General features: G+C 40.3%; 18 protein-coding genes and 5 pseudogenes. 13 read left to right on the forward strand and 10 right to left on the reverse strand.

Going from position 1 to position 16,527, the window contains the following annotated elements; translation table 11 throughout:
• Nucleotides 1-33: 33 nt before the first annotated feature.
• The 4 genes and pseudogenes from ACQVGT_RS07895 to ACQVGT_RS07910 form a co-directional block, all read left to right on the forward strand.
• Nucleotides 34-243, forward strand: a pseudogene (locus ACQVGT_RS07895) (phage portal protein); the annotation flags it as partial.
• Nucleotides 244-288: 45 nt separating this feature from the next.
• Nucleotides 289-711, forward strand: coding sequence for a phage holin family protein (locus ACQVGT_RS07900; RefSeq protein ID WP_015483457.1), 423 nt, complete (start codon nt 289-291; stop codon nt 709-711).
• 44 nt (nt 712-755) lie between these two features.
• Nucleotides 756-1,574, forward strand: a pseudogene (locus ACQVGT_RS07905) (peptidoglycan recognition protein family protein).
• A 118-nt stretch (nt 1,575-1,692) separates the two neighbouring features.
• A complete protein-coding gene (locus tag ACQVGT_RS07910) occupies nt 1,693-2,109 on the forward strand; it encodes a hypothetical protein (protein ID WP_015483456.1) in 417 nt (138 codons plus the stop codon).
• Nucleotides 2,110-2,261: 152 nt separating this feature from the next.
• On the opposite strand, the gene ACQVGT_RS07915 is transcribed toward ACQVGT_RS07910, so the two are convergent.
• The 5 genes and pseudogenes from ACQVGT_RS07915 to ACQVGT_RS07935 form a co-directional block, all read right to left on the reverse strand.
• Nucleotides 2,262-2,597, reverse strand: a complete 336-nt coding sequence (locus tag ACQVGT_RS07915; protein ID WP_015384150.1) for a hypothetical protein — start codon at nt 2,595-2,597, stop codon at nt 2,262-2,264.
• Between the two features lie 72 nt (nt 2,598-2,669).
• Nucleotides 2,670-3,109, reverse strand: a pseudogene (locus ACQVGT_RS07920) (SMI1/KNR4 family protein).
• A 36-nt stretch (nt 3,110-3,145) separates the two neighbouring features.
• Nucleotides 3,146-3,325 carry an HNH endonuclease gene (locus ACQVGT_RS07925; RefSeq protein WP_015384148.1) on the reverse strand — a complete coding sequence of 60 codons (180 nt, stop codon included), beginning with the start codon at nt 3,323-3,325 and terminating at the stop codon, nt 3,146-3,148.
• Nucleotides 3,310-3,427, reverse strand: a pseudogene (locus tag ACQVGT_RS07930) (EVE domain-containing protein); the annotation flags it as partial. The pseudogene ACQVGT_RS07930 and the gene ACQVGT_RS07925, both read right to left, overlap by 16 nt.
• A 526-nt stretch (nt 3,428-3,953) precedes the next feature.
• Entirely contained in the window at nt 3,954-4,700 is a 747-nt protein-coding gene (locus ACQVGT_RS07935; protein ID WP_015384147.1) for an SDR family NAD(P)-dependent oxidoreductase, read from the reverse strand.
• A 168-nt stretch (nt 4,701-4,868) separates the two neighbouring features.
• On the opposite strand from ACQVGT_RS07935, the gene ACQVGT_RS07940 reads away from it, so the two are divergent.
• Nucleotides 4,869-5,225, forward strand: coding sequence for a winged helix-turn-helix transcriptional regulator (locus ACQVGT_RS07940; protein WP_015483454.1), 357 nt, complete (start codon nt 4,869-4,871; stop codon nt 5,223-5,225).
• 370 nt (nt 5,226-5,595) lie between these two features.
• Here ACQVGT_RS07940 and ACQVGT_RS07945 read toward each other — a convergent pair whose 3' ends face one another.
• Together ACQVGT_RS07945 and ACQVGT_RS07950 are read right to left on the reverse strand one after the other, a co-directional pair.
• A complete protein-coding gene (locus ACQVGT_RS07945; RefSeq protein WP_015384145.1) occupies nt 5,596-6,153 on the reverse strand; it encodes a GNAT family N-acetyltransferase in 558 nt (185 codons plus the stop codon).
• 505 nt (nt 6,154-6,658) lie between these two features.
• The gene (locus ACQVGT_RS07950; RefSeq protein ID WP_015384144.1) at nt 6,659-7,876 is read right to left on the reverse strand and encodes a DUF418 domain-containing protein; all 1,218 of its coding nucleotides are present in this window, start codon (nt 7,874-7,876) and stop codon (nt 6,659-6,661) included.
• A 267-nt stretch (nt 7,877-8,143) separates the two neighbouring features.
• Here ACQVGT_RS07950 and yrkP point away from each other — a divergent pair, with 267 nt between their 5' ends.
• The 5 genes and pseudogenes from yrkP to ACQVGT_RS07975 form a co-directional block, all read left to right on the forward strand.
• A complete protein-coding gene (gene yrkP / locus ACQVGT_RS07955; protein ID WP_015384143.1) occupies nt 8,144-8,839 on the forward strand; it encodes a two-component response regulator YrkP in 696 nt (231 codons plus the stop codon).
• Nucleotides 8,826-10,124: a two-component system sensor histidine kinase YrkQ gene (yrkQ, locus tag ACQVGT_RS07960; RefSeq protein WP_015483453.1), complete on the forward strand. Its 1,299-nt coding sequence runs from the start codon at nt 8,826-8,828 to the stop codon at nt 10,122-10,124. The genes yrkP and yrkQ overlap by 14 nt, the downstream gene beginning before the upstream one ends.
• 45 nt (nt 10,125-10,169) lie before the next feature.
• On the forward strand, nt 10,170-10,586 hold the full coding sequence (gene psiE / locus ACQVGT_RS07965) for a phosphate-starvation-inducible protein PsiE (RefSeq protein ID WP_003246154.1): 417 nt from the start codon (nt 10,170-10,172) through the stop codon (nt 10,584-10,586).
• A 540-nt stretch (nt 10,587-11,126) separates the two neighbouring features.
• Entirely contained in the window at nt 11,127-11,291 is a 165-nt protein-coding gene (locus tag ACQVGT_RS07970) for a hypothetical protein (RefSeq protein WP_015483452.1), read from the forward strand.
• Nucleotides 11,249-11,440: pseudogene (locus ACQVGT_RS07975) on the forward strand (recombinase family protein); the annotation flags it as partial. The gene ACQVGT_RS07970 and the pseudogene ACQVGT_RS07975, both read left to right, overlap by 43 nt.
• 81 nt (nt 11,441-11,521) lie before the next feature.
• Here the strand turns inward: ACQVGT_RS07975 and sigK are convergent.
• On the reverse strand, nt 11,522-12,250 hold the full coding sequence (gene sigK / locus ACQVGT_RS07980) for an RNA polymerase sporulation sigma factor SigK (RefSeq protein WP_013308023.1): 729 nt from the start codon (nt 12,248-12,250) through the stop codon (nt 11,522-11,524).
• Between the two features lie 195 nt (nt 12,251-12,445).
• Here sigK and nucB point away from each other — a divergent pair, with 195 nt between their 5' ends.
• Nucleotides 12,446-12,856 (forward strand): sporulation-specific Dnase NucB, encoded by a 411-nt coding sequence (nucB, locus tag ACQVGT_RS07985; RefSeq protein ID WP_009967785.1) that lies wholly within the window; start codon nt 12,446-12,448, stop codon nt 12,854-12,856.
• 32 nt (nt 12,857-12,888) lie between these two features.
• Here the strand turns inward: nucB and ACQVGT_RS07990 are convergent, their stop codons facing one another.
• Nucleotides 12,889-13,611 carry a YqeB family protein gene (locus tag ACQVGT_RS07990; RefSeq protein ID WP_015384139.1) on the reverse strand — a complete coding sequence of 241 codons (723 nt, stop codon included), beginning with the start codon at nt 13,609-13,611 and terminating at the stop codon, nt 12,889-12,891.
• 251 nt (nt 13,612-13,862) lie between these two features.
• On the opposite strand from ACQVGT_RS07990, the gene gnd reads away from it, so the two are divergent.
• Nucleotides 13,863-14,756: a phosphogluconate dehydrogenase (NAD(+)-dependent, decarboxylating) gene (gene gnd / locus ACQVGT_RS07995; RefSeq protein WP_015384138.1), complete on the forward strand. Its 894-nt coding sequence runs from the start codon at nt 13,863-13,865 to the stop codon at nt 14,754-14,756.
• Between the two features lie 18 nt (nt 14,757-14,774).
• Here the strand turns inward: gnd and ACQVGT_RS08000 are convergent, their stop codons facing one another.
• Nucleotides 14,775-15,401, reverse strand: coding sequence for a TVP38/TMEM64 family protein (locus ACQVGT_RS08000; protein WP_015384137.1), 627 nt, complete (start codon nt 15,399-15,401; stop codon nt 14,775-14,777).
• Nucleotides 15,402-15,587: 186 nt separating this feature from the next.
• Between ACQVGT_RS08000 and cwlH the strand changes: the two genes are divergently transcribed.
• Complete coding sequence (gene cwlH, locus ACQVGT_RS08005) at nt 15,588-16,340, forward strand: N-acetylmuramoyl-L-alanine amidase CwlH (protein WP_015483449.1); 753 nt, start codon at nt 15,588-15,590, stop codon at nt 16,338-16,340.
• The last annotated feature ends 187 nt before the right edge of the window (nt 16,341-16,527 follow it).

Below are 16,527 nucleotides of genomic sequence, written 5' to 3' on the forward strand. Positions count from 1 at the left end.
GGCTTTCGTTCAATAACGATCTTCCACAATCGGGCAAGTGAATTGAAGTTCTGGGGTAAATCATTATCGGGAACAAAAAGAGCCCTTAGAGGACAGAAAGTGGATGACGGAACATTTGCCATTAGCACAAAAGGGAAATCTGAAGCCCGGTCTTTTGATATTACCGGCTTTAAAGAAATCGTTAGGGAGCTTACAGCTTTAACAAATGGAAACTTTTCAGTTAGAGGGACGGCCGTCTCATAAGATCCGGCTGTCCTTTTTTAATTGCCTCGGAGGAGGTGACTAGAAATGGAGGAGACAAGTTTGTTTATCAATTTTGAAACATTAGATTTTGCAAGAGTATATTTATTTGGAGGGGTGAAGTACCTTGATTTACTTCTAGTTCTTAGCATAATTGACGTTTTAACAGGAGTAATTAAGGCATGGAAATTCAAGAAACTGCGAAGCCGAAGCGCATGGTTTGGCTATGTCCGCAAGCTACTCAATTTCTTTGCGGCCATTTTAGCAAACGTTATTGATACAGTACTCAATTTGAACGGTGTCTTAACCTTTGGTACCGTTCTTTTTTATATTGCTAATGAAGGCTTATCAATAACTGAAAATTTAGCACAGATCGGTGTTAAAATCCCTTCAACGATAATAGATCGATTACAAACAATTGAGAACGAAAAAGAACAGAGTAAGAATAACGCAGACAAAGCTGCTGGCTAAGCCAGTGGCTTTTTTTATTACACAGACAGAAGGAGAGAGGATATATGGCCATTAAAGTTGTAAAGAATTTAGTCTCTAAATCAAAGTATGGATTGAAATGTCCTAACCCTATGAAAGCTGATATATCACTATTCACAACACTGCAAATGATGCTTCAGCAGCCAATGAAATTTCATATATGAAGAATAACTCTAGCTCAACAGCTTTCACTTTGCAGTAGACGATAAACAAGTCATTCAAGGAATTCCAACTAATCGAAATGAATGGCACACAGGAGATGGAACAAACGGTACAGGGAATCGTAAGTCGATTGGTGTCGAAATTTGTTATAGCAAGTCAGGAGGGTCACGATATAAGGCAGCGGAAAACCTCGCTATTAAGTTTGTGGCGCAGCTACTTAAAGAACGGGGATGGGGCGTTGATCGTGTCCATAAGCACCAAGACTGGAACGGTAAGTATTGTCCACATCGTATTTTGTCAGATGGAATCAAGTTAAGGCTGCCATTGAAAAAGAATTAAAGACGCTAGGTGGAAAAACAAGCTCAAGCAAAACAAGTGCAACCAAAAAGAAAACAAACTCAATCAGCAAAAAAACGTCATATGCGCTACCTTTCGGTATTTTTAAAGTGAAGAACCCAATGATGAGAGGGGAAAGGGTAACACAAATTCAAAAAGCACTGGCAGCTCTATATTTCTACCCGGACAAAGGGGCGAAAAATAACGGCATTGATGGCGTTTATGGTCCGAAAACAGCAAATGCAGTCAAGCGATTCCAGTCAGTGAATGGTCTGACTGCTGATGGCATTTATGGTCCTAAGACAAAAGCGAAAATTGAAGAGAAATTGAAGGATAACAGAAATTGAAAATACCCTTTATAATCCTATTGTGTCAAATTTATGAAGTTTAATCCGGGTGGGAGGATTTGTTAAATGAAGAGAAGTATTATTACAGTGACTTAAATTTAAAAGGGGGAAATGTGAAATGAAAAAGTCGTTAGTATCAATGTTTTTTGTTCTGATTTTAATGTTTACTGCTATGGGAAGTGCTTCAGCCTATGAATTTAAAGGTATGCTGCCTCTTAATGACAAGGTAAGTGGATCTTTTGCTGATGCTGCTGCTGCTAAAGAAGGGCATGAGTGGCAATTCCATCCAGGATCAGCTACAAAAGTAAAGTTTTATTTGTCCAAAGATAGTACAACAACTCCGTTAAAAGTTAGTATTTACAAAACGGATGTAAATGGTGGTGGGACAACTTTTGTGAATTCTTATGATTCCTCAGAATTATCGAAACATACTATTGCAGTCAGTAAAAGCTATACTTATAGCATAAGGGTTGCTGGATATAGTACTGCAAAAACTGGCGGATCATACACATTAGAAAGTTCTGTAATTCAGTGAACAAAAGGGAGCGATGGCTCCCTTTTAAAGTTACTACATTAGGGTAAACAGCAGGAACAATGATTCCTCGTTTGCTATTGTTCTCGTCAAGAATGTACCAACCGCCTCGATATGTAAAACCCTTCTTTATGTAGGAAGGGTTTTAATTTTATTCAACCTTTAAATATATCTGGAATCTTATCTCGCCATATTAATAGCAATTCTATAAATTGATCGGTTTCAATTGAGTTTTCATAGGGCTCTTCTATCCTAAAAGAGTTTTCAACAATTGTCACATCTTTCTTGATGAGAACACTTGTAGCATTTAACTCAATCTCAAAATCTTCATATATCCCTTCTGAAACCTTCTCAATGTAATCTATATACTCGTTGGCTTGTTCTTCTGTAGCGATGTTTTCAATGAAATCAGAGAAAATACTGATTTCTTCTGGCAATACTGTTCCTAAATCACCAAATGGATCTTCTTTAAATTTGTATGAATATTTCATATGTTATTTTTTTTATAACGGATAGCAGTTAACGCTTTCTCCTCAAAAAGAAAGGGGAAAGGTCTTATCCGTTTATTCTTCGTATAGTTTATTAACCAACTCTGTAAATGAATCACATATATGACTCAAAGCTTTATCAGGATCTTCATATGCAATCTCGTGATCCCAGAAAACTACGGACGGATTCTCTTTGTTCAGACGATAATCGAAGCAGATTTCGTTACCAAAAGAATCACATGCAAAAGGAACTATCCCAGGAAGCATCCTTCCATCCTGGTAATCTTCAAAGACCTCTAAAATAAAACTTGAACTATCTTCAGTTAAACCATGTAATCGATTAAAAACCTCGCCTTTTGTATTTTCAAAGTCAAATATCTTTTTACTTGGGCGCGCCCCATTGTTGTTTAATATAGTTGTAATGTAGTCGTTTGGAAACTTAATATCTAATGCCTTTTCGACTTTTTTAACAGTTGTTTCCCCAATTGGCTCTTCGCAAATCTCCACTCTGTCATATTGACCAACTCCTATCTGTTCTTACTTCCTCCACCTCAAAGGTGTCGGCCTCCTGTATGGCCTGTTTTCCGATGCACCTTTTGGTCAACTAATTGCATTCTCCCTGGATCTTGGTGATGGTGCCAAGTATAACCGTCTGGTGTTTCACCTGCTTTTATCATTTTGATTTGAAGGTCATTGAATTGATTTTTAAGTAAAGGATCTTTAAAATTCATCTTGGGGGAGTAATAAATAATCCAATCACCAGTATTCATCTTTTTTAAAGGTGCCTCTTTGCCATGACAAAGTTGAGCAAAACCACCTTGGACAGCTCTCATTACATGATCTCGAGAAGCAACCCCAATCCAGTATCTTTTATCTTGCACTAAGTCAACACCCACAATTATCAGGTATGTTATTGCCTTGATCTGAGTTTGTGATAGGAAAGTTCATTTCTTTCCATGCTGCAATACCACCGGTCAATTCTTTGACTTTATATCCATGTTCTAATAAAAACTTAGCAACTTTGGCAGCTGTATTGCACCAGACATCCCAACAGTTAGAAGTTCAATTGAATCACATTAAAAAGACGATCAGATTTTTTAAAATGACATTTACTACAACAGAAAATTGTATTGTTGTAAAGCACCCGTTACTTTAAGTACATTTATTCACAAAGTAATCTTTTTTACAGGTCATTTAGTGGTAGCCCCAGGAAAATGCGAATTTACAACGTTAATCAAATTCAAACATAAAAAAGTCGAATTCCCTGTCCTTTAAGGAAAACGACTTTTTTATACGACTTCTTCAAGTAAATCCCCATTAACCTTTTTTGGTGACTATTTGTAATCTCTGCGCATGAAATTATACCTGTGCTAGCCCGCCATCTACGAACAATTCAACACCCGTCAAGTAACTGCTTTCGTCTGAAGCAAGGAAAGATACAGCGTTTGCTACTTCTTCTGGTGTCCCAACTTTTCCAGCTGGAACAGTATTTCTGGTATTTTCCATTGTTCCTTCAAGTGCATCACCAAAAAGCTCATCGTATGCAGGTGTAAGAATAACTCCTGGACTAACCACATTTACACGGATTTCAGTACCTTTTAGGTCAAGAATCCAGTTGCGAACTAGTGCTCTTAAAGCTGCTTTAGATGCTCCATATACACTAAACGCTGGGTTGCCAATTGATCCAGCAGTAGAGCCCGTTACAATAATAGAACCTACTTTGTCCGGGAATAGTGATAACGCTTTTTGAACAGTAAAGATGGTTCCTTTAACGTTAATGTCGAACGTTCTATCAACCTGCTCTTCAGTAATTTCACCTAATGGAAGGAAGTTGCCGATCCCTGCATTAGCAAAAAGAATGTCCAACTTACCTTTTTCCTGCTTTATAATGTCATATAGTTTGTCTAAGTCTTCAAGCTTAGAAATATCACTTTGAACACCGGTTACGTTCTTGCCAATTTGGTTAACAGCTTTATCAAGTTCGTTTTGTCTACGTCCTGTGATATAAACATATGCACCTTCGTTTACAAACTTTTGTGCTGTAGCAAGACCAATTCCACTTGTTCCACCCGTTACAAGCGCTATTTTACCTTCAAATTTACCCATACTTAACACTCCTTTAGAATTAATATTATTTTATGTCTAGTACCTTTAAGTACTTGAAGAACAACTTACAAGATATAGTATCCTTCAGTAAGCACATTATCGGAAGTACCCACTTTTTTGTGATATAGTAACTAAAAAGTAATAAATGTGGAATGGAGAGCTTTAGACATGAAAACATTTAGCTGTGGGTTTGAAGTGACAAAGGAAGTTATTGGCGGAAAATGGAAAGGCCTTGTATTATACTTTTTAATGAATGGACCAAAGAGAACGAGTGAATTAAAGCGCATTATCCCAAATATAACTCAGAAAATGCTGATTCAAACACTTAGAGAGCTTGAAGCCAGTGGACTTGTGAGCAGAAAGATGTATAATCAAGTACCGCCGAAGGTTGAATATTCATCCACTGAACTTGGAGAATCTCTTAAACCTATCTTGCAGGAGCTCTGTCAATGGGGAGTGCATTATGCGGAGCAAGAGTATGCAGAAGGTGAATATGAAATTGTACAACCAGAACAAGTTTATTAAAGATAATATAATTTCATAGAGATCTAAAGGTATTAGTCATCTTAATCAATACCTTCATAATAAGGTTTAGGAATACTTGAACGCACTATCAAGATATAATATACATAATGTAATACAGCTTTACCTAAAACACGGAGGACTACTTTAGATTAGATGAATCTTATTATTATTTTAACTTACTTAATTACTATAGTATTTGTAGTTTGGTATCTGATATATTTTCTAAAATTACAAAAAGAGAAAAGTGGGCGTGGTATATGTCAGAAAAGAAACCGATGATTCAAAGGGGGACTGACCCCTGTTTTTGAGACAGGGATCAAAACACTTTTTAAACATCAACTCTCTGCGGCATCTCGCCGTGTTCAATTGTTTAGTCCTTTTTTTTCATAATCTTTACAAATCTGAAAAAGTCATCATCATTCGGCAGGGGCTTGTCATCTTCGCGTCCATTGCGATGCATATGCGGATCAGAGTGATGTTCATTGTAGAACTCTACGATATGAAATCCACACTTATTCACATAGAAGTTGATATTTCGCTTTTCGAAATAAGGTGTCACGGTTTCCCAAAGCACAGTATCCGGATACTGTGCTTCAATGGCTTTCCAAGCAGAAAGACCAATCCCTTGGCTGTGATATTCTGGAGATACATAGAATAAATCTAGCGAATTATGATGTGTTTCGCTGTTGATACGTACTACTGCACCACCGACATTCTTACCATCCTGAAGAATATGATATACCACTGCTCCGGGAGCATTGAAAGACTCCTGAACATCATTGTCCGATGGAATCGGCCCATCTTCGCAATCACCGAACGCTTCAATCACGGCGATCGCAAAGGCTTCTTGTAATTTTTTTTGGAATTCTGGCAGATCAGATTCCTTTGCTAGTTCCAGAATAACTTTTGGTTCCTTTTTTGTTTTCATGATTGTTCACTCCCTCAGTTGCTGAAATATCGAGTTCAGTCGTTCAGTAAAACATTCGAGCTGCTCTGCGAGGCCTTTTCACAAAAAAGTGATTCCATCGCTCTTTCTTCCGCGGTAAATTTGGCGTTAAAATACTTCAAAAGCTTTCTCCTGTCTTTTTGTATGATTCTTTTTCTTTGTTTCATTGGAAAACAAGCTGCATGTAACCCTAATTTACTATCGTTCACTACCGTATTAAGTGTCGTATGCGGGATTTGTCATCATTCTCGAATTTTTTCTGCGAAAAGTTACAAAAATAGTCGAAAGCGCCTTTGACTATGAACATGCGTAAAAGATTCAATTTAGATTCGATCATGAGCAATGCACATTGAGTAAACTCTGGTGGATTTATTAGCCCAAAGAAGCCTAAATGATATAAAAATAACTAGTCCATATATCAAATCTGTCCGTTTAATGCCCGCTCCATTCAACAACACTAATTTGACATGCAATCTGTGCAAGGGGGTTATTTCTGAATAGATTTTTCCGAATGCAGCGGAGTTGCTTTAGGACTCCCGTTTACTTTGCCGTACGTCAGCTTGCGCCATACTAATTCCATCGGACCGTACCTAAACCGTTTCAACCACAATGTACTAAAGCTCATAAGCACGAAGTACACGGCCAGACTGAACATGAACGTGCCGGCGGATTGAATATGATCCGCAAGCCCGAATCCGTACCTGAGGAACAGAACTGTTCCAATGATAGAGTGAAGCAGATAACAGGTCAATGACATCCGTCCGACTTTGGTGAATATCATCATAGGGCCTCGCAGCTGAGGAACGTATAGAAACAGCATTGCAAAAGTGCTCATATAAAACATACTTCCGGTTAAGCCGCCATTTTGACCCAAGACAGAGGAAATGTCCTTCCACAGCATATTCTCAGAAAGATTAAACATGTCTAGTAATATACTGCTTTGTGTTATTAGAAAAGCGATTGTGCTAATGATCCAGATACGCTTCCATATAGGCTTTTTCGCTTCCATGTCTTTGAAAAATTCCATCTTAACAAAGTACACGCCCAGCAGAAACATGAGAAACATGGAATAGATCATAGAGAAAGAGCCAGCAGCCATCGTGACCATATCTGTCCACCGAGTGCTGATGGATTCCATGTAGGTAAGGCTGCTGTGGCTAAACAAAGTAAACTCTGAAAAATTCGGGTTTTTTGACCCTGCAGTATTGATGACATTGTACAACATTGTGAAAACAGGAGTCAGGAATTGAAGCACGATAAGTGCGATAATCCATCTAAGCACCGTTTTGGCCGTGCGTTTATAGAAGGCGAGTAACAGGAAGCCACTTACGGCGTAAAAGGCCAATATGTCACCGACCCAAACAAATGTGATGTGCAAAATGCCAAATCCCAACAGGATAGATAACCTGCGGGCAAACAGCTTGTTGGGACTATCTACCTTCTGCGCGGCTCGATCCATAAAGATCATAAACCCGACTCCGAACAGGAAGGAGAATAACGTAACGAATTTCCCTTCGGCAAACCAGGAAACCAGCTTATGCAGTACGTCATTGGAGGCCATTTCGAATCCCTTTACTGAATCTACGATCAGAAAATAATTGACAATAATAATGCCAAGCAAGGCAAATCCGCGTACGATGTCCAGAAAATGAACCCGTTCCCGCAGACTCACCGGTTGCCCGCGTCCTTCTTTTTGTACAATCATATCAATACTCCTTTCCCATTTATCACGGCAATGTGTAGTGCGGATCTGAAAAACTTGAGTCTTACAATGGATAAATATAAAGACCGAATCTTAACAATTTATGAAGAGTCATCATTTTTTTTAAAAAATGCGACAAATTTGTGGCGAGCATCAACTTTCATAAATTGTTAAGATTTACGTAGTATCTTATAACGTACTTATTACTATGAACGATATATAGTAAGGACACACGAGAAATAACAACAAGAATCATGAGGTGAGAGAGACATGACCCATCAAATATTAGTCGTAGAGGATGATGAGGATATTGGTGATCTTTTGGAGGAATCCCTTACACGTGCAGGCTACGAGGTGCTAAGAGCCAAGGATGGAAAGCGAGCATTGCAACTTGTGAATGACTCGCTTGATTTGGTTATTTTGGATATTATGATGCCAGGCATTTCGGGAATTGAAACATGTCAGCACATCAGGAAATCCTCTAACGTCCCGATTCTGTTTCTGACGGCCAGATCGAGTACACTCGATAAAACTGAGGGATTACTCGCCGGCGGCGATGATTATATGACTAAACCATTCTCGGAAGAGGAACTTCACGCTAGAGTGATTGCTCAATTACGCAGATATACTATCTATCAGGAAAAGAAGGAACAGGAAGAAACATTTCTTATCGGGGGCAAACTAAGAGTGAGCGAAGAATTTAATGAGGTGTGGAAAGAGGAGAAGCAAATCAAGTTGTCAGATCTGGAGTATCGTATCCTGAAACTTCTGATGAGCAAACGCAACAAAATATTTTCTGCCCAAAATATATATGAGAGTGTGTGGGGACAGCCTTACTTTTACTGTTCCAACAATACGGTGATGGTGCATATTCGGAAGCTGCGCTCCAAAATTGAGGATGATCCGGCACGTCCGGTTTATATAAAAACTGAATGGGGAAGAGGATATCGATTTGGTGCATCGTAAATTTACGCTAACTAAAAAACTGGCTTTGCTGATCGTGGTTGCTGCGATTGTGAGTGGTGTGATCTTTCTGACGTTGCAAAAGATCACAGATGACCTGATCGAGGGATATCTGAGTTCGGAAGAGTATTATCACGAGGAGTCAGCAAGATACATTCAAAAATTCAGCAAGTACGTTTCAGAAAATGAGTTGTCTACATCAGATAGAAAAGCGTTTGGCGAGTGGGTCAAAAAAGAAAATTACATTAACCTCACCATATTCAAGGATCAGGAGCTGCAATATGATTCTATTTATTCCGAATCGGATTATGGAAAGGAAAAGCTGACTCAGTACGCTCAAAATCATTCACATCCTGTCAAGTTTAGCGATGGTGAAGGACGAGTCATTATCGACGGTTTCTACTCTTCCCGATATTATGATCTGGCCTTCGCATTGGATTTGCTCGGGGCAACCCTCATCTTTTTAATCATTGTTCTCTTCGGAATTCGCCAAAGTCTTCGCTACCTTAAAACGATTCACCAAGAGATTCATATTCTTGAAGGGGGCGAACTGGACTACGAGATGACGATAAAAGGGCATGATGAATTAGCGATGATTGCAAAGAGCATTGAGGATCTGCGGAAAGCTTTCCTGGATAAACTTAAAGCTATCGAGGAATTGCAAGCTGAGAGCCGCAGCCTGGTTACCGAAATGTCGCACGATATGCGCACACCGCTGACGTCGCTGATCATGAATCTGGAGTTTGCCAAAAAAGAGGGAGGCGAAGCGGGTACCAGCAAAGATCGGTATGTAGCCAATGCTTATGGTAAAGCACTGCAATTAAAAAGCTTGTCTGACAATCTGTTTGCGTATTTCCTGCTGGACAAGGAATATGAGGCCGATCTGGAGACCGTTGCAGTGAAAGAAGTGATCTACGATCTAATATCAGATCAGATTGCTATCCTTCATCAGGAGCATTTTCGGGTCCATATTTCAGGCGAGCTGCCGGAAACCTATATTAACGTGAATTTGGAGGAGCTTGGTCGTGTATTTGATAATGTGATGTCAAACTTATTGAAATACGCAGATCCGGAAGAAGAAATCAGCATCACGTTTGTATCGGATCAAGAGATATTTGAGATCCATGTTAGCAATACGATTAAACTTGCAGATATAACACCGGAAAGCAACGGACTCGGTGAAAGAAGCATTGCGCGAATGATGTCCCGCATGCAGGGACAGTTTCACAGTATACAAAAGAATTCTAAGTACTACATTGTGCTACGATTTTGGAACACCAAGATGTAGGCTGAGAATAAAAACCACGAATATATTGAAATAGGAGACAACATGATGAGATTTTCTAACAAATTCAAAAAGGTGCCTTACCTGTTACAAGCGCTTCTCAATGTCTGTCTGTTCTTCCTGGCGTTAGCCTTAAGCGCACTTCTGATCAGCGAGACTTGGTACATTGTGCTATTCGTATACAAGTCACTGTTCAACAAAGTGGACAGCTATTATGAGATGCTTGGAGAACTGCTTATATTCTTCATGTACTTTGAGTTCATTGCTTTGATTATCAAATATTTTAAATCAGACTTTCATTTTCCGCTTCGCTACTTCATTTATATTGGCATCACAGCTGTCATTCGTTTGATTATCATCGATCATGATCAGGCGATCTCAACGTTCTGGTGGGCGATGGCCATTCTTGCAATGATTTGTGGATTCTTTATTGCCAATAGACGAAATTCTGTTGTTGAACATTAATAAATTAGTTCGCTTTATGCCGATACGCCGCCGAAATGTCCTAATTGTGAAAGGGAACTGGTACAGATTTTTATAAGTCTATCTGTTTAACAGCTCAGAAATCTGTAGTGGATCAAATTGAATCGTGGTTGTAAGTGGATATCTGAATGTATTTATTGGCTGCTTTAACAGACATGTCCCGATGAAATAGCATTAACTGTCTGGAGATGAAAATCGCTTCTTTATTTTACAAGGAAGAGGTTAAAATCTTAATAAATAAGATGATAAAGTTAGGATGGACGTTTATTGGTTTTTGTCACCATTTTTTACCACAATTGATATAAACGTATAGAAATGATAACAAATAAATATAGAGTGTGTAATGAAAATAAGCTTTCATAACCAATGAGCTAGATTTACTATATTGAGGGCCCAGTGATATAGAAAACAGATCGATGGTTCAAACCATCGGTTTTTTTATTTGTTTTCATACTCATTGAAAATCACCTCATTAGGACAAACAGTTATTACGCAGCATTACCCAAGGGGGTGATGCATTTTATGAAGGTAATAATTATCGAGAGACCGCAAGCTGACAAATGCATGAACGATTGTTATCATTATTTAATAAAACTTTATAGGAAGGAGATCCAGGGTGATAGCAATATACCGAGGAACAAGCGATCAAGGGATCGAGCATCGACAGCCAGTTCGAGGCCTGTATAAAGAAAGCAGGGACTAAGGATGTGCTGAAGTATGCCGATGAAGGATTTTCTGGGGAGCTTTTAGAACGTCCGGCTTTGAATCGCTTGAGGGAGGATGCAGGCAAAGGACTTATAAGTCATTTGTTACGATCAGACCGTCTTTCTCGGAGAGCTTATCAGCGATGAAAAAAATGATTTTCATAACTCTTTCAAATAGAGAAAGCCGGAATATGAGATCCGGCCTCTTCTGCATTATTTCCCCTTCGCCTTCTTCCGCTTTTCCTTCTCAGCCCGATAAAACTCATGAAACATCTTCATCAGCGCCCTCTTTTCAATCCGCGATACATAGCTGCGCGAGATCCCGAGTTCTTTGGCAATCTCTCGCTGCGTTTTTTCCTTCTTCAAATCAAGTCCAAACCGCCCGACAATCACTTCCTTCTCACGGTCATCTAGAATGTCAATGTATTGTTTCACTTTTTCAAGCTCCATATTGAGCTGGATCGTATCTATCACGTCTTCGTTTTCTGATTTCAAAACGTCAATCAGGCTTATTTCATTCCCTTCCTTATCCTGCCCGATCGGATCGTGAAGGGAGACGTCTTTTTTTGTTTTTTTCAATGCGCGCAAATGCATGAGGATTTCATTTTCAATACACCTCGCAGCATACGTCGCCAGCTTTGTCCCTTTTCCGGCGGAATAGCTTTCAATACCTTTAATAAGCCCGATCGTTCCGATGGAGATTAAGTCCTCTGCATCCTCACCTGTATTTTCAAACTTTTTCACAATATGGGCGACCAAGCGAAGATTATGCTCAATCAGCATGTTTCTGGCATGTTCATCCCCTTTAGCCATGAGCTCTAAGTATTTTTTTTCTTCGCTGCTTGAGAGCGGTTGTGGAAAGGCATTGTTTTTCACGTAAGATACTAAAAAGACAAGCTCTTTAACAACAAAGCCGAGCGCTGCGAAAACACCTGTCACCATCGTCACCTCCACAAAAGTATGTAGGCAAAAGCCTATATGTAAATGTATGTGACCGGGAGGCTGTCTGTGTCTGTACCGGGAAATTTCTCGCGGGGGAGTCCGGCTTTTGTAAGCAGCATACGAACTTCAAATGTTAAAAATAATCTTTATTAAGCGCCCATACACTGAAATGAACAAAGGTATGGGGGGATGGGAATGAAAAAATGGATGGCAGGCCTGTTTCTTGCTGCAGCAGTTCTTCTTTGTTTAATGGTTCCGCAACAGATCCAAGGCGCATCTTCGTATGACAAAGTGTTATATTTTCCGCTGTCTCGTTATCCGGAAACCGGCAGTCATATTAGAGATGCGATTGCAGAGGGACATCCAGATATTTGTACCATTGACAGAGATGGAGCAGACAAAAGGCGGGAGGAATCTTTAAAGGGAATCCCGACCAAGCCGGGCTATGACCGGGATGAGTGGCCGATGGCGGTCTGTGAGGAAGGCGGCGCAGGGGCTGATGTCCGATATGTGACGCCTTCTGATAATCGCGGCGCCGGCTCGTGGGTAGGGAATCAAATGAGCAGCTATCCTGACGGCACCAGAGTGCTGTTTATTGTGCAGTAGTAAAGAAGAGGCTCTTTCTTGAGCCTCTGTTGTTACAATCCTTCGCCGTGCTGAATTTTCGGGGGATAGGGTTCTGCTTTTCGCCAATATTGGCGTGTGCCTTCGTCCCGTACAACGATGCCCAGCTGTGCCAGTTCGAGACGGAATTCTTCAATATCGTCTTTTTCTTCGTCCTGCAGCGCTTTGTGACGAGCTTTTAATAAGGCATGGGCGCCTTGTGATAGGTCTGGTGCATCAGGAATCCATCGGCGAAATCGATCTTTAAACGGATCACCATCTGTTGCCCATTCGTAATGATGCTGTCTAAAGGCCTTCTCAACGTTTACTGGTTTTTCATCAATTTCTTCCCGTACCAATTCATATCCGGCTGTTCCCAGGAGGACAAGCCGTTTGTGATCCATAAATACAAAAGCGATGTCATCGGAATGAATTGTTTGCACTTTTTTTCCTTTGATGAATTCCACTGTGTGATCTGTAATTTTGACAGACAGCAGCATTGCAATAACAGAATGAGCGAACCAAATCCCCGCACACATACCGAGAAGAGCAGTGATAAATGCAGCTGTAGATCCCTGAAAAGAGGTGATGAGCCGAAGCGGTCCTTCAAGAGGGATCCAGGGGAGGGATAATGCCCATTTCGCAATCTGCGGGATAAAATACCCGATTGCAAAACCGATGATTGCAAGTGCAGCGTATAAAAAGGATACAGCGGTTTTCGTAACTCCAATAAGAGTATGAGATTGATTCTGCAACATGTCACCTTCTTTTTACTGAAAAAATCGAATTCCTTCCCATATTTTAACTTAAACTGATGGTAAATCAAGGATAAAGTGATAATTATGGATATAAAGAGATTCAGTAATAGAACTGGCAGGCGCAGTCGGTCATGAAAAATAAAATTTACATGCGTAGACGATGTAAGCCCCATTTGTTTTCAGCGTATCACAATACAATCCAAAGGGAACATAAAGAGTGAAGGCTTTTTAGACAATCAGGAGGAACAGATATGAAAATCGGATTAATCGGCTTAGGGAAAATGGGCATAAACATAGGAAAGCAATTCATTGACCGCAATCATCAAGCGGTTGGATATGATGTAAATCAAGCGGCTGTTGATGAACTGAAAGCATACGGGGCTGAGGGGACAACGAATCTTAAAGAGTTAATTTCTTTATTAGACCCGCCGCGTATCCTATGGGTTATGATACCGCATGGTATTGTCGATGCTGTTTTGCGTGATGTATCACCTTTATTAAGTAAAGGCGATATGATTATCGAAGCTGGAAACTCTCATTATAAAGAATCAATTCGCCGCTACAATCAAATGAAAGAAGCGGGTATCCATTATCTCGATGCCGGAACGTCGGGCGGAATGGAAGGCGCACGGCATGGAGCCTGTTTTATGGTGGGGGGCGATCATGAAGCATGGGAGATTGTGGAACCGCTTTTTCGTGATACCGCCGTCGAAAATGGTTATCTATACGCTGGTGAAGCGGGAAGCGGACATTTTTTAAAAATGATCCATAATGGAATTGAGTATGGAATGATGGCCGCGATTGGTGAAGGATTTGAAGTGCTTGAAAACAGCCAATTTGATTTTGACTATGAGAAGGTTGCCAGAGTGTGGAATCATGGTTCTGTCATTCGTTCTTGGCTTATGGGACTGACTGAGCGAGCTTTCTCTAAGGATGCGAAACTGGATCAGATCAAGGGCATTATGCATTCCTCAGGTGAAGGAAAATGGACGGTGGAAACCGCGCTTGATCTGCAGACGGCAACTCCGGTCATCGCCATGTCACTGATGATGAGATACCGTTCTTTAACAGACGATACGTTTACAGGAAAGGTGGTCGCTGCGCTTCGAAATGAATTTGGAGGCCATGCGACAGAAAAAAAGTAAGGGGGCCAACAAGCCTCCTTACTTTTTTGGCACCTTCAGAAGATGAGGGAACTTTTTATAAATGACCACCATGATGATCAGAATATATGCACCGTAAATGCTGATAGACAATAATTTATTGCTGGTGAAATTGGCACCTGCAATAGTGACAACAACAATATTGGGGATTTTCCCTATTAAAGACGCAAAGAAAAAAACATGCCAGCGAACCTGGCTCAGCCCGCAGATCACGTTCATTACAAGTGAAGGTATGACAGGTATCAGCCTTCCTAATAAAACAGCGGTAAAAGCGTTTTTGTTGAAGGAAGCCTCGTAGCTTTGTATGGCAGGATAGGCCTGAACTTTTTTTCTGGCCCAATCTCTAAAACTGTACCTGGCGAGAAAAAACAGCAATATTGTACCAAGCATTGAGCCGGTCAGTGTAATCCAAATTCCATTTGCAGTCCAGAACACTGCGCCGTTTAAAGCAGCAACCAAAGCAAACGGCACTATTGGGAAAAAAACATCGGCAGCAATCAGCAGCATACTAAATAAAACGGAAAACATCCCTCCTGCTTTGATTGCATCAAGCCAAGCTTCTTTCTGAAAAAAACCGACTGCAATGATAGCAATAATCACAAGTATACCTATTACTTTTTTTAACATGTCTATGGTCACTCCCAACTTAGGTGATGTCAGGAGCCAAAACCTCCGTCATCTAAATTAGTATAACTGTTGCCATTTCAGCGGTTCAACTGAAAACCAGGTTAAGAACACAATTCTTTTTTACCTCATAAAAAAGGCTGTCCATCTCTCTGTTTTCTGCATTCTTAATAATAGGGAGGGATAGAAATGGTAACCATAAAAAAGGATTTTATACCGCTATCAAATGATAATCGTCCTGGCTATTCGATGACGCCTGCTTATATTACGGTGCATAATACAGCGAATACAGCAAAAGGCGCTGATGCGAAAATGCACGCCAATTTTGTGAAAAACCCGAGCACATCCGAAAGCTGGCATTTTACAGTTGACGATTCAGTCATTTATCAGCATCTCCCGATAGATGAAAACGGCTGGCATGCGGGAGACGGTACAAACGGGACAGGAAATCGCAAATCGATCGGGATTGAAATCTGCGAAAATGCTGATGGCGATTTTGAAAAAGCAACATCAAATGCCCAGTGGCTGATCAGAAAGCTGATGAAGGAAAACAATATTCCGTTAAATCGTGTTGTTCCCCACAAAAAATGGTCTGGGAAAGAATGTCCGCGGAAACTCTTGAACCACTGGAACTCTTTTATAAACGGAATTTCTTCCTCGGATACACCTCCAAAAGAATCTTCACCATCATATCCCCTGCCGTCTGGGGTTATAAAGCTCACTTCGCCTTATCGAAAGGGCACAAACATTCTCCAGCTGCAAAAGGCTTTAGCTGCACTTCACTTTTACCCTGATAAGGGAGCCAAAAACAATGGCATAGATGGAGTTTACGGACCGAAAACAGCGAATGCCGTCAAGCGTTTTCAGCTCATGAACGGATTAACTGCAGACGGGATTTATGGGCCAAAAACAAAGGCCAGGCTTAAATCGAAGTTAAAGTAAATGCAGGATTTAACGGATAACCTGTTTCCGGTGCGGATTCAGGTTATTTTCTTTTCTTTGGTTTGTGTGTTTTTCAGATTGGAAAGAAGGGAATTTTAAAAAATCATCAGCTGCGCCGCAATGAAAGCAGAATGATATTCACTGAGAGGGACACGTTAACTATAGGAAAAAACAGTGATAGCGAAAA

The sequence above is a fragment of the Bacillus sp. SCT118 genome, from assembly GCF_058566435.1.

Bases quoted from the DNA above. Each gene is read 5' to 3' on its own strand.
- ACQVGT_RS07900 (WP_015483457.1), top strand. From the start codon at position 289: ATGGAGGAGACAAGTTTGTTTATCAATTTTGAAACATTAGATTTTGCA.
- ACQVGT_RS07910 (WP_015483456.1), top strand. From the start codon at position 1,693: ATGAAAAAGTCGTTAGTATCAATGTTTTTTGTTCTGATTTTAATGTTT.
- ACQVGT_RS07915 (WP_015384150.1), bottom strand. From the start codon at position 2,597: ATGAAATATTCATACAAATTTAAAGAAGATCCATTTGGTGATTTAGGA.
- ACQVGT_RS07925 (WP_015384148.1), bottom strand. From the start codon at position 3,325: ATGAATTTTAAAGATCCTTTACTTAAAAATCAATTCAATGACCTTCAA.
- ACQVGT_RS07935 (WP_015384147.1), bottom strand. From the start codon at position 4,700: ATGGGTAAATTTGAAGGTAAAATAGCGCTTGTAACGGGTGGAACAAGT.
- ACQVGT_RS07940 (WP_015483454.1), top strand. From the start codon at position 4,869: ATGAAAACATTTAGCTGTGGGTTTGAAGTGACAAAGGAAGTTATTGGC.
- ACQVGT_RS07945 (WP_015384145.1), bottom strand. From the start codon at position 6,153: ATGAAAACAAAAAAGGAACCAAAAGTTATTCTGGAACTAGCAAAGGAA.
- ACQVGT_RS07950 (WP_015384144.1), bottom strand. From the start codon at position 7,876: ATGATTGTACAAAAAGAAGGACGCGGGCAACCGGTGAGTCTGCGGGAA.
- yrkP (WP_015384143.1), top strand. From the start codon at position 8,144: ATGACCCATCAAATATTAGTCGTAGAGGATGATGAGGATATTGGTGAT.
- psiE (WP_003246154.1), top strand. From the start codon at position 10,170: ATGAGATTTTCTAACAAATTCAAAAAGGTGCCTTACCTGTTACAAGCG.
- ACQVGT_RS07970 (WP_015483452.1), top strand. From the start codon at position 11,127: ATGAAGGTAATAATTATCGAGAGACCGCAAGCTGACAAATGCATGAAC.
- sigK (WP_013308023.1), bottom strand. From the start codon at position 12,250: ATGGTGACAGGTGTTTTCGCAGCGCTCGGCTTTGTTGTTAAAGAGCTT.
- nucB (WP_009967785.1), top strand. From the start codon at position 12,446: ATGAAAAAATGGATGGCAGGCCTGTTTCTTGCTGCAGCAGTTCTTCTT.
- ACQVGT_RS07990 (WP_015384139.1), bottom strand. From the start codon at position 13,611: ATGTTGCAGAATCAATCTCATACTCTTATTGGAGTTACGAAAACCGCT.
- gnd (WP_015384138.1), top strand. From the start codon at position 13,863: ATGAAAATCGGATTAATCGGCTTAGGGAAAATGGGCATAAACATAGGA.
- ACQVGT_RS08000 (WP_015384137.1), bottom strand. From the start codon at position 15,401: ATGTTAAAAAAAGTAATAGGTATACTTGTGATTATTGCTATCATTGCA.
- cwlH (WP_015483449.1), top strand. From the start codon at position 15,588: ATGGTAACCATAAAAAAGGATTTTATACCGCTATCAAATGATAATCGT.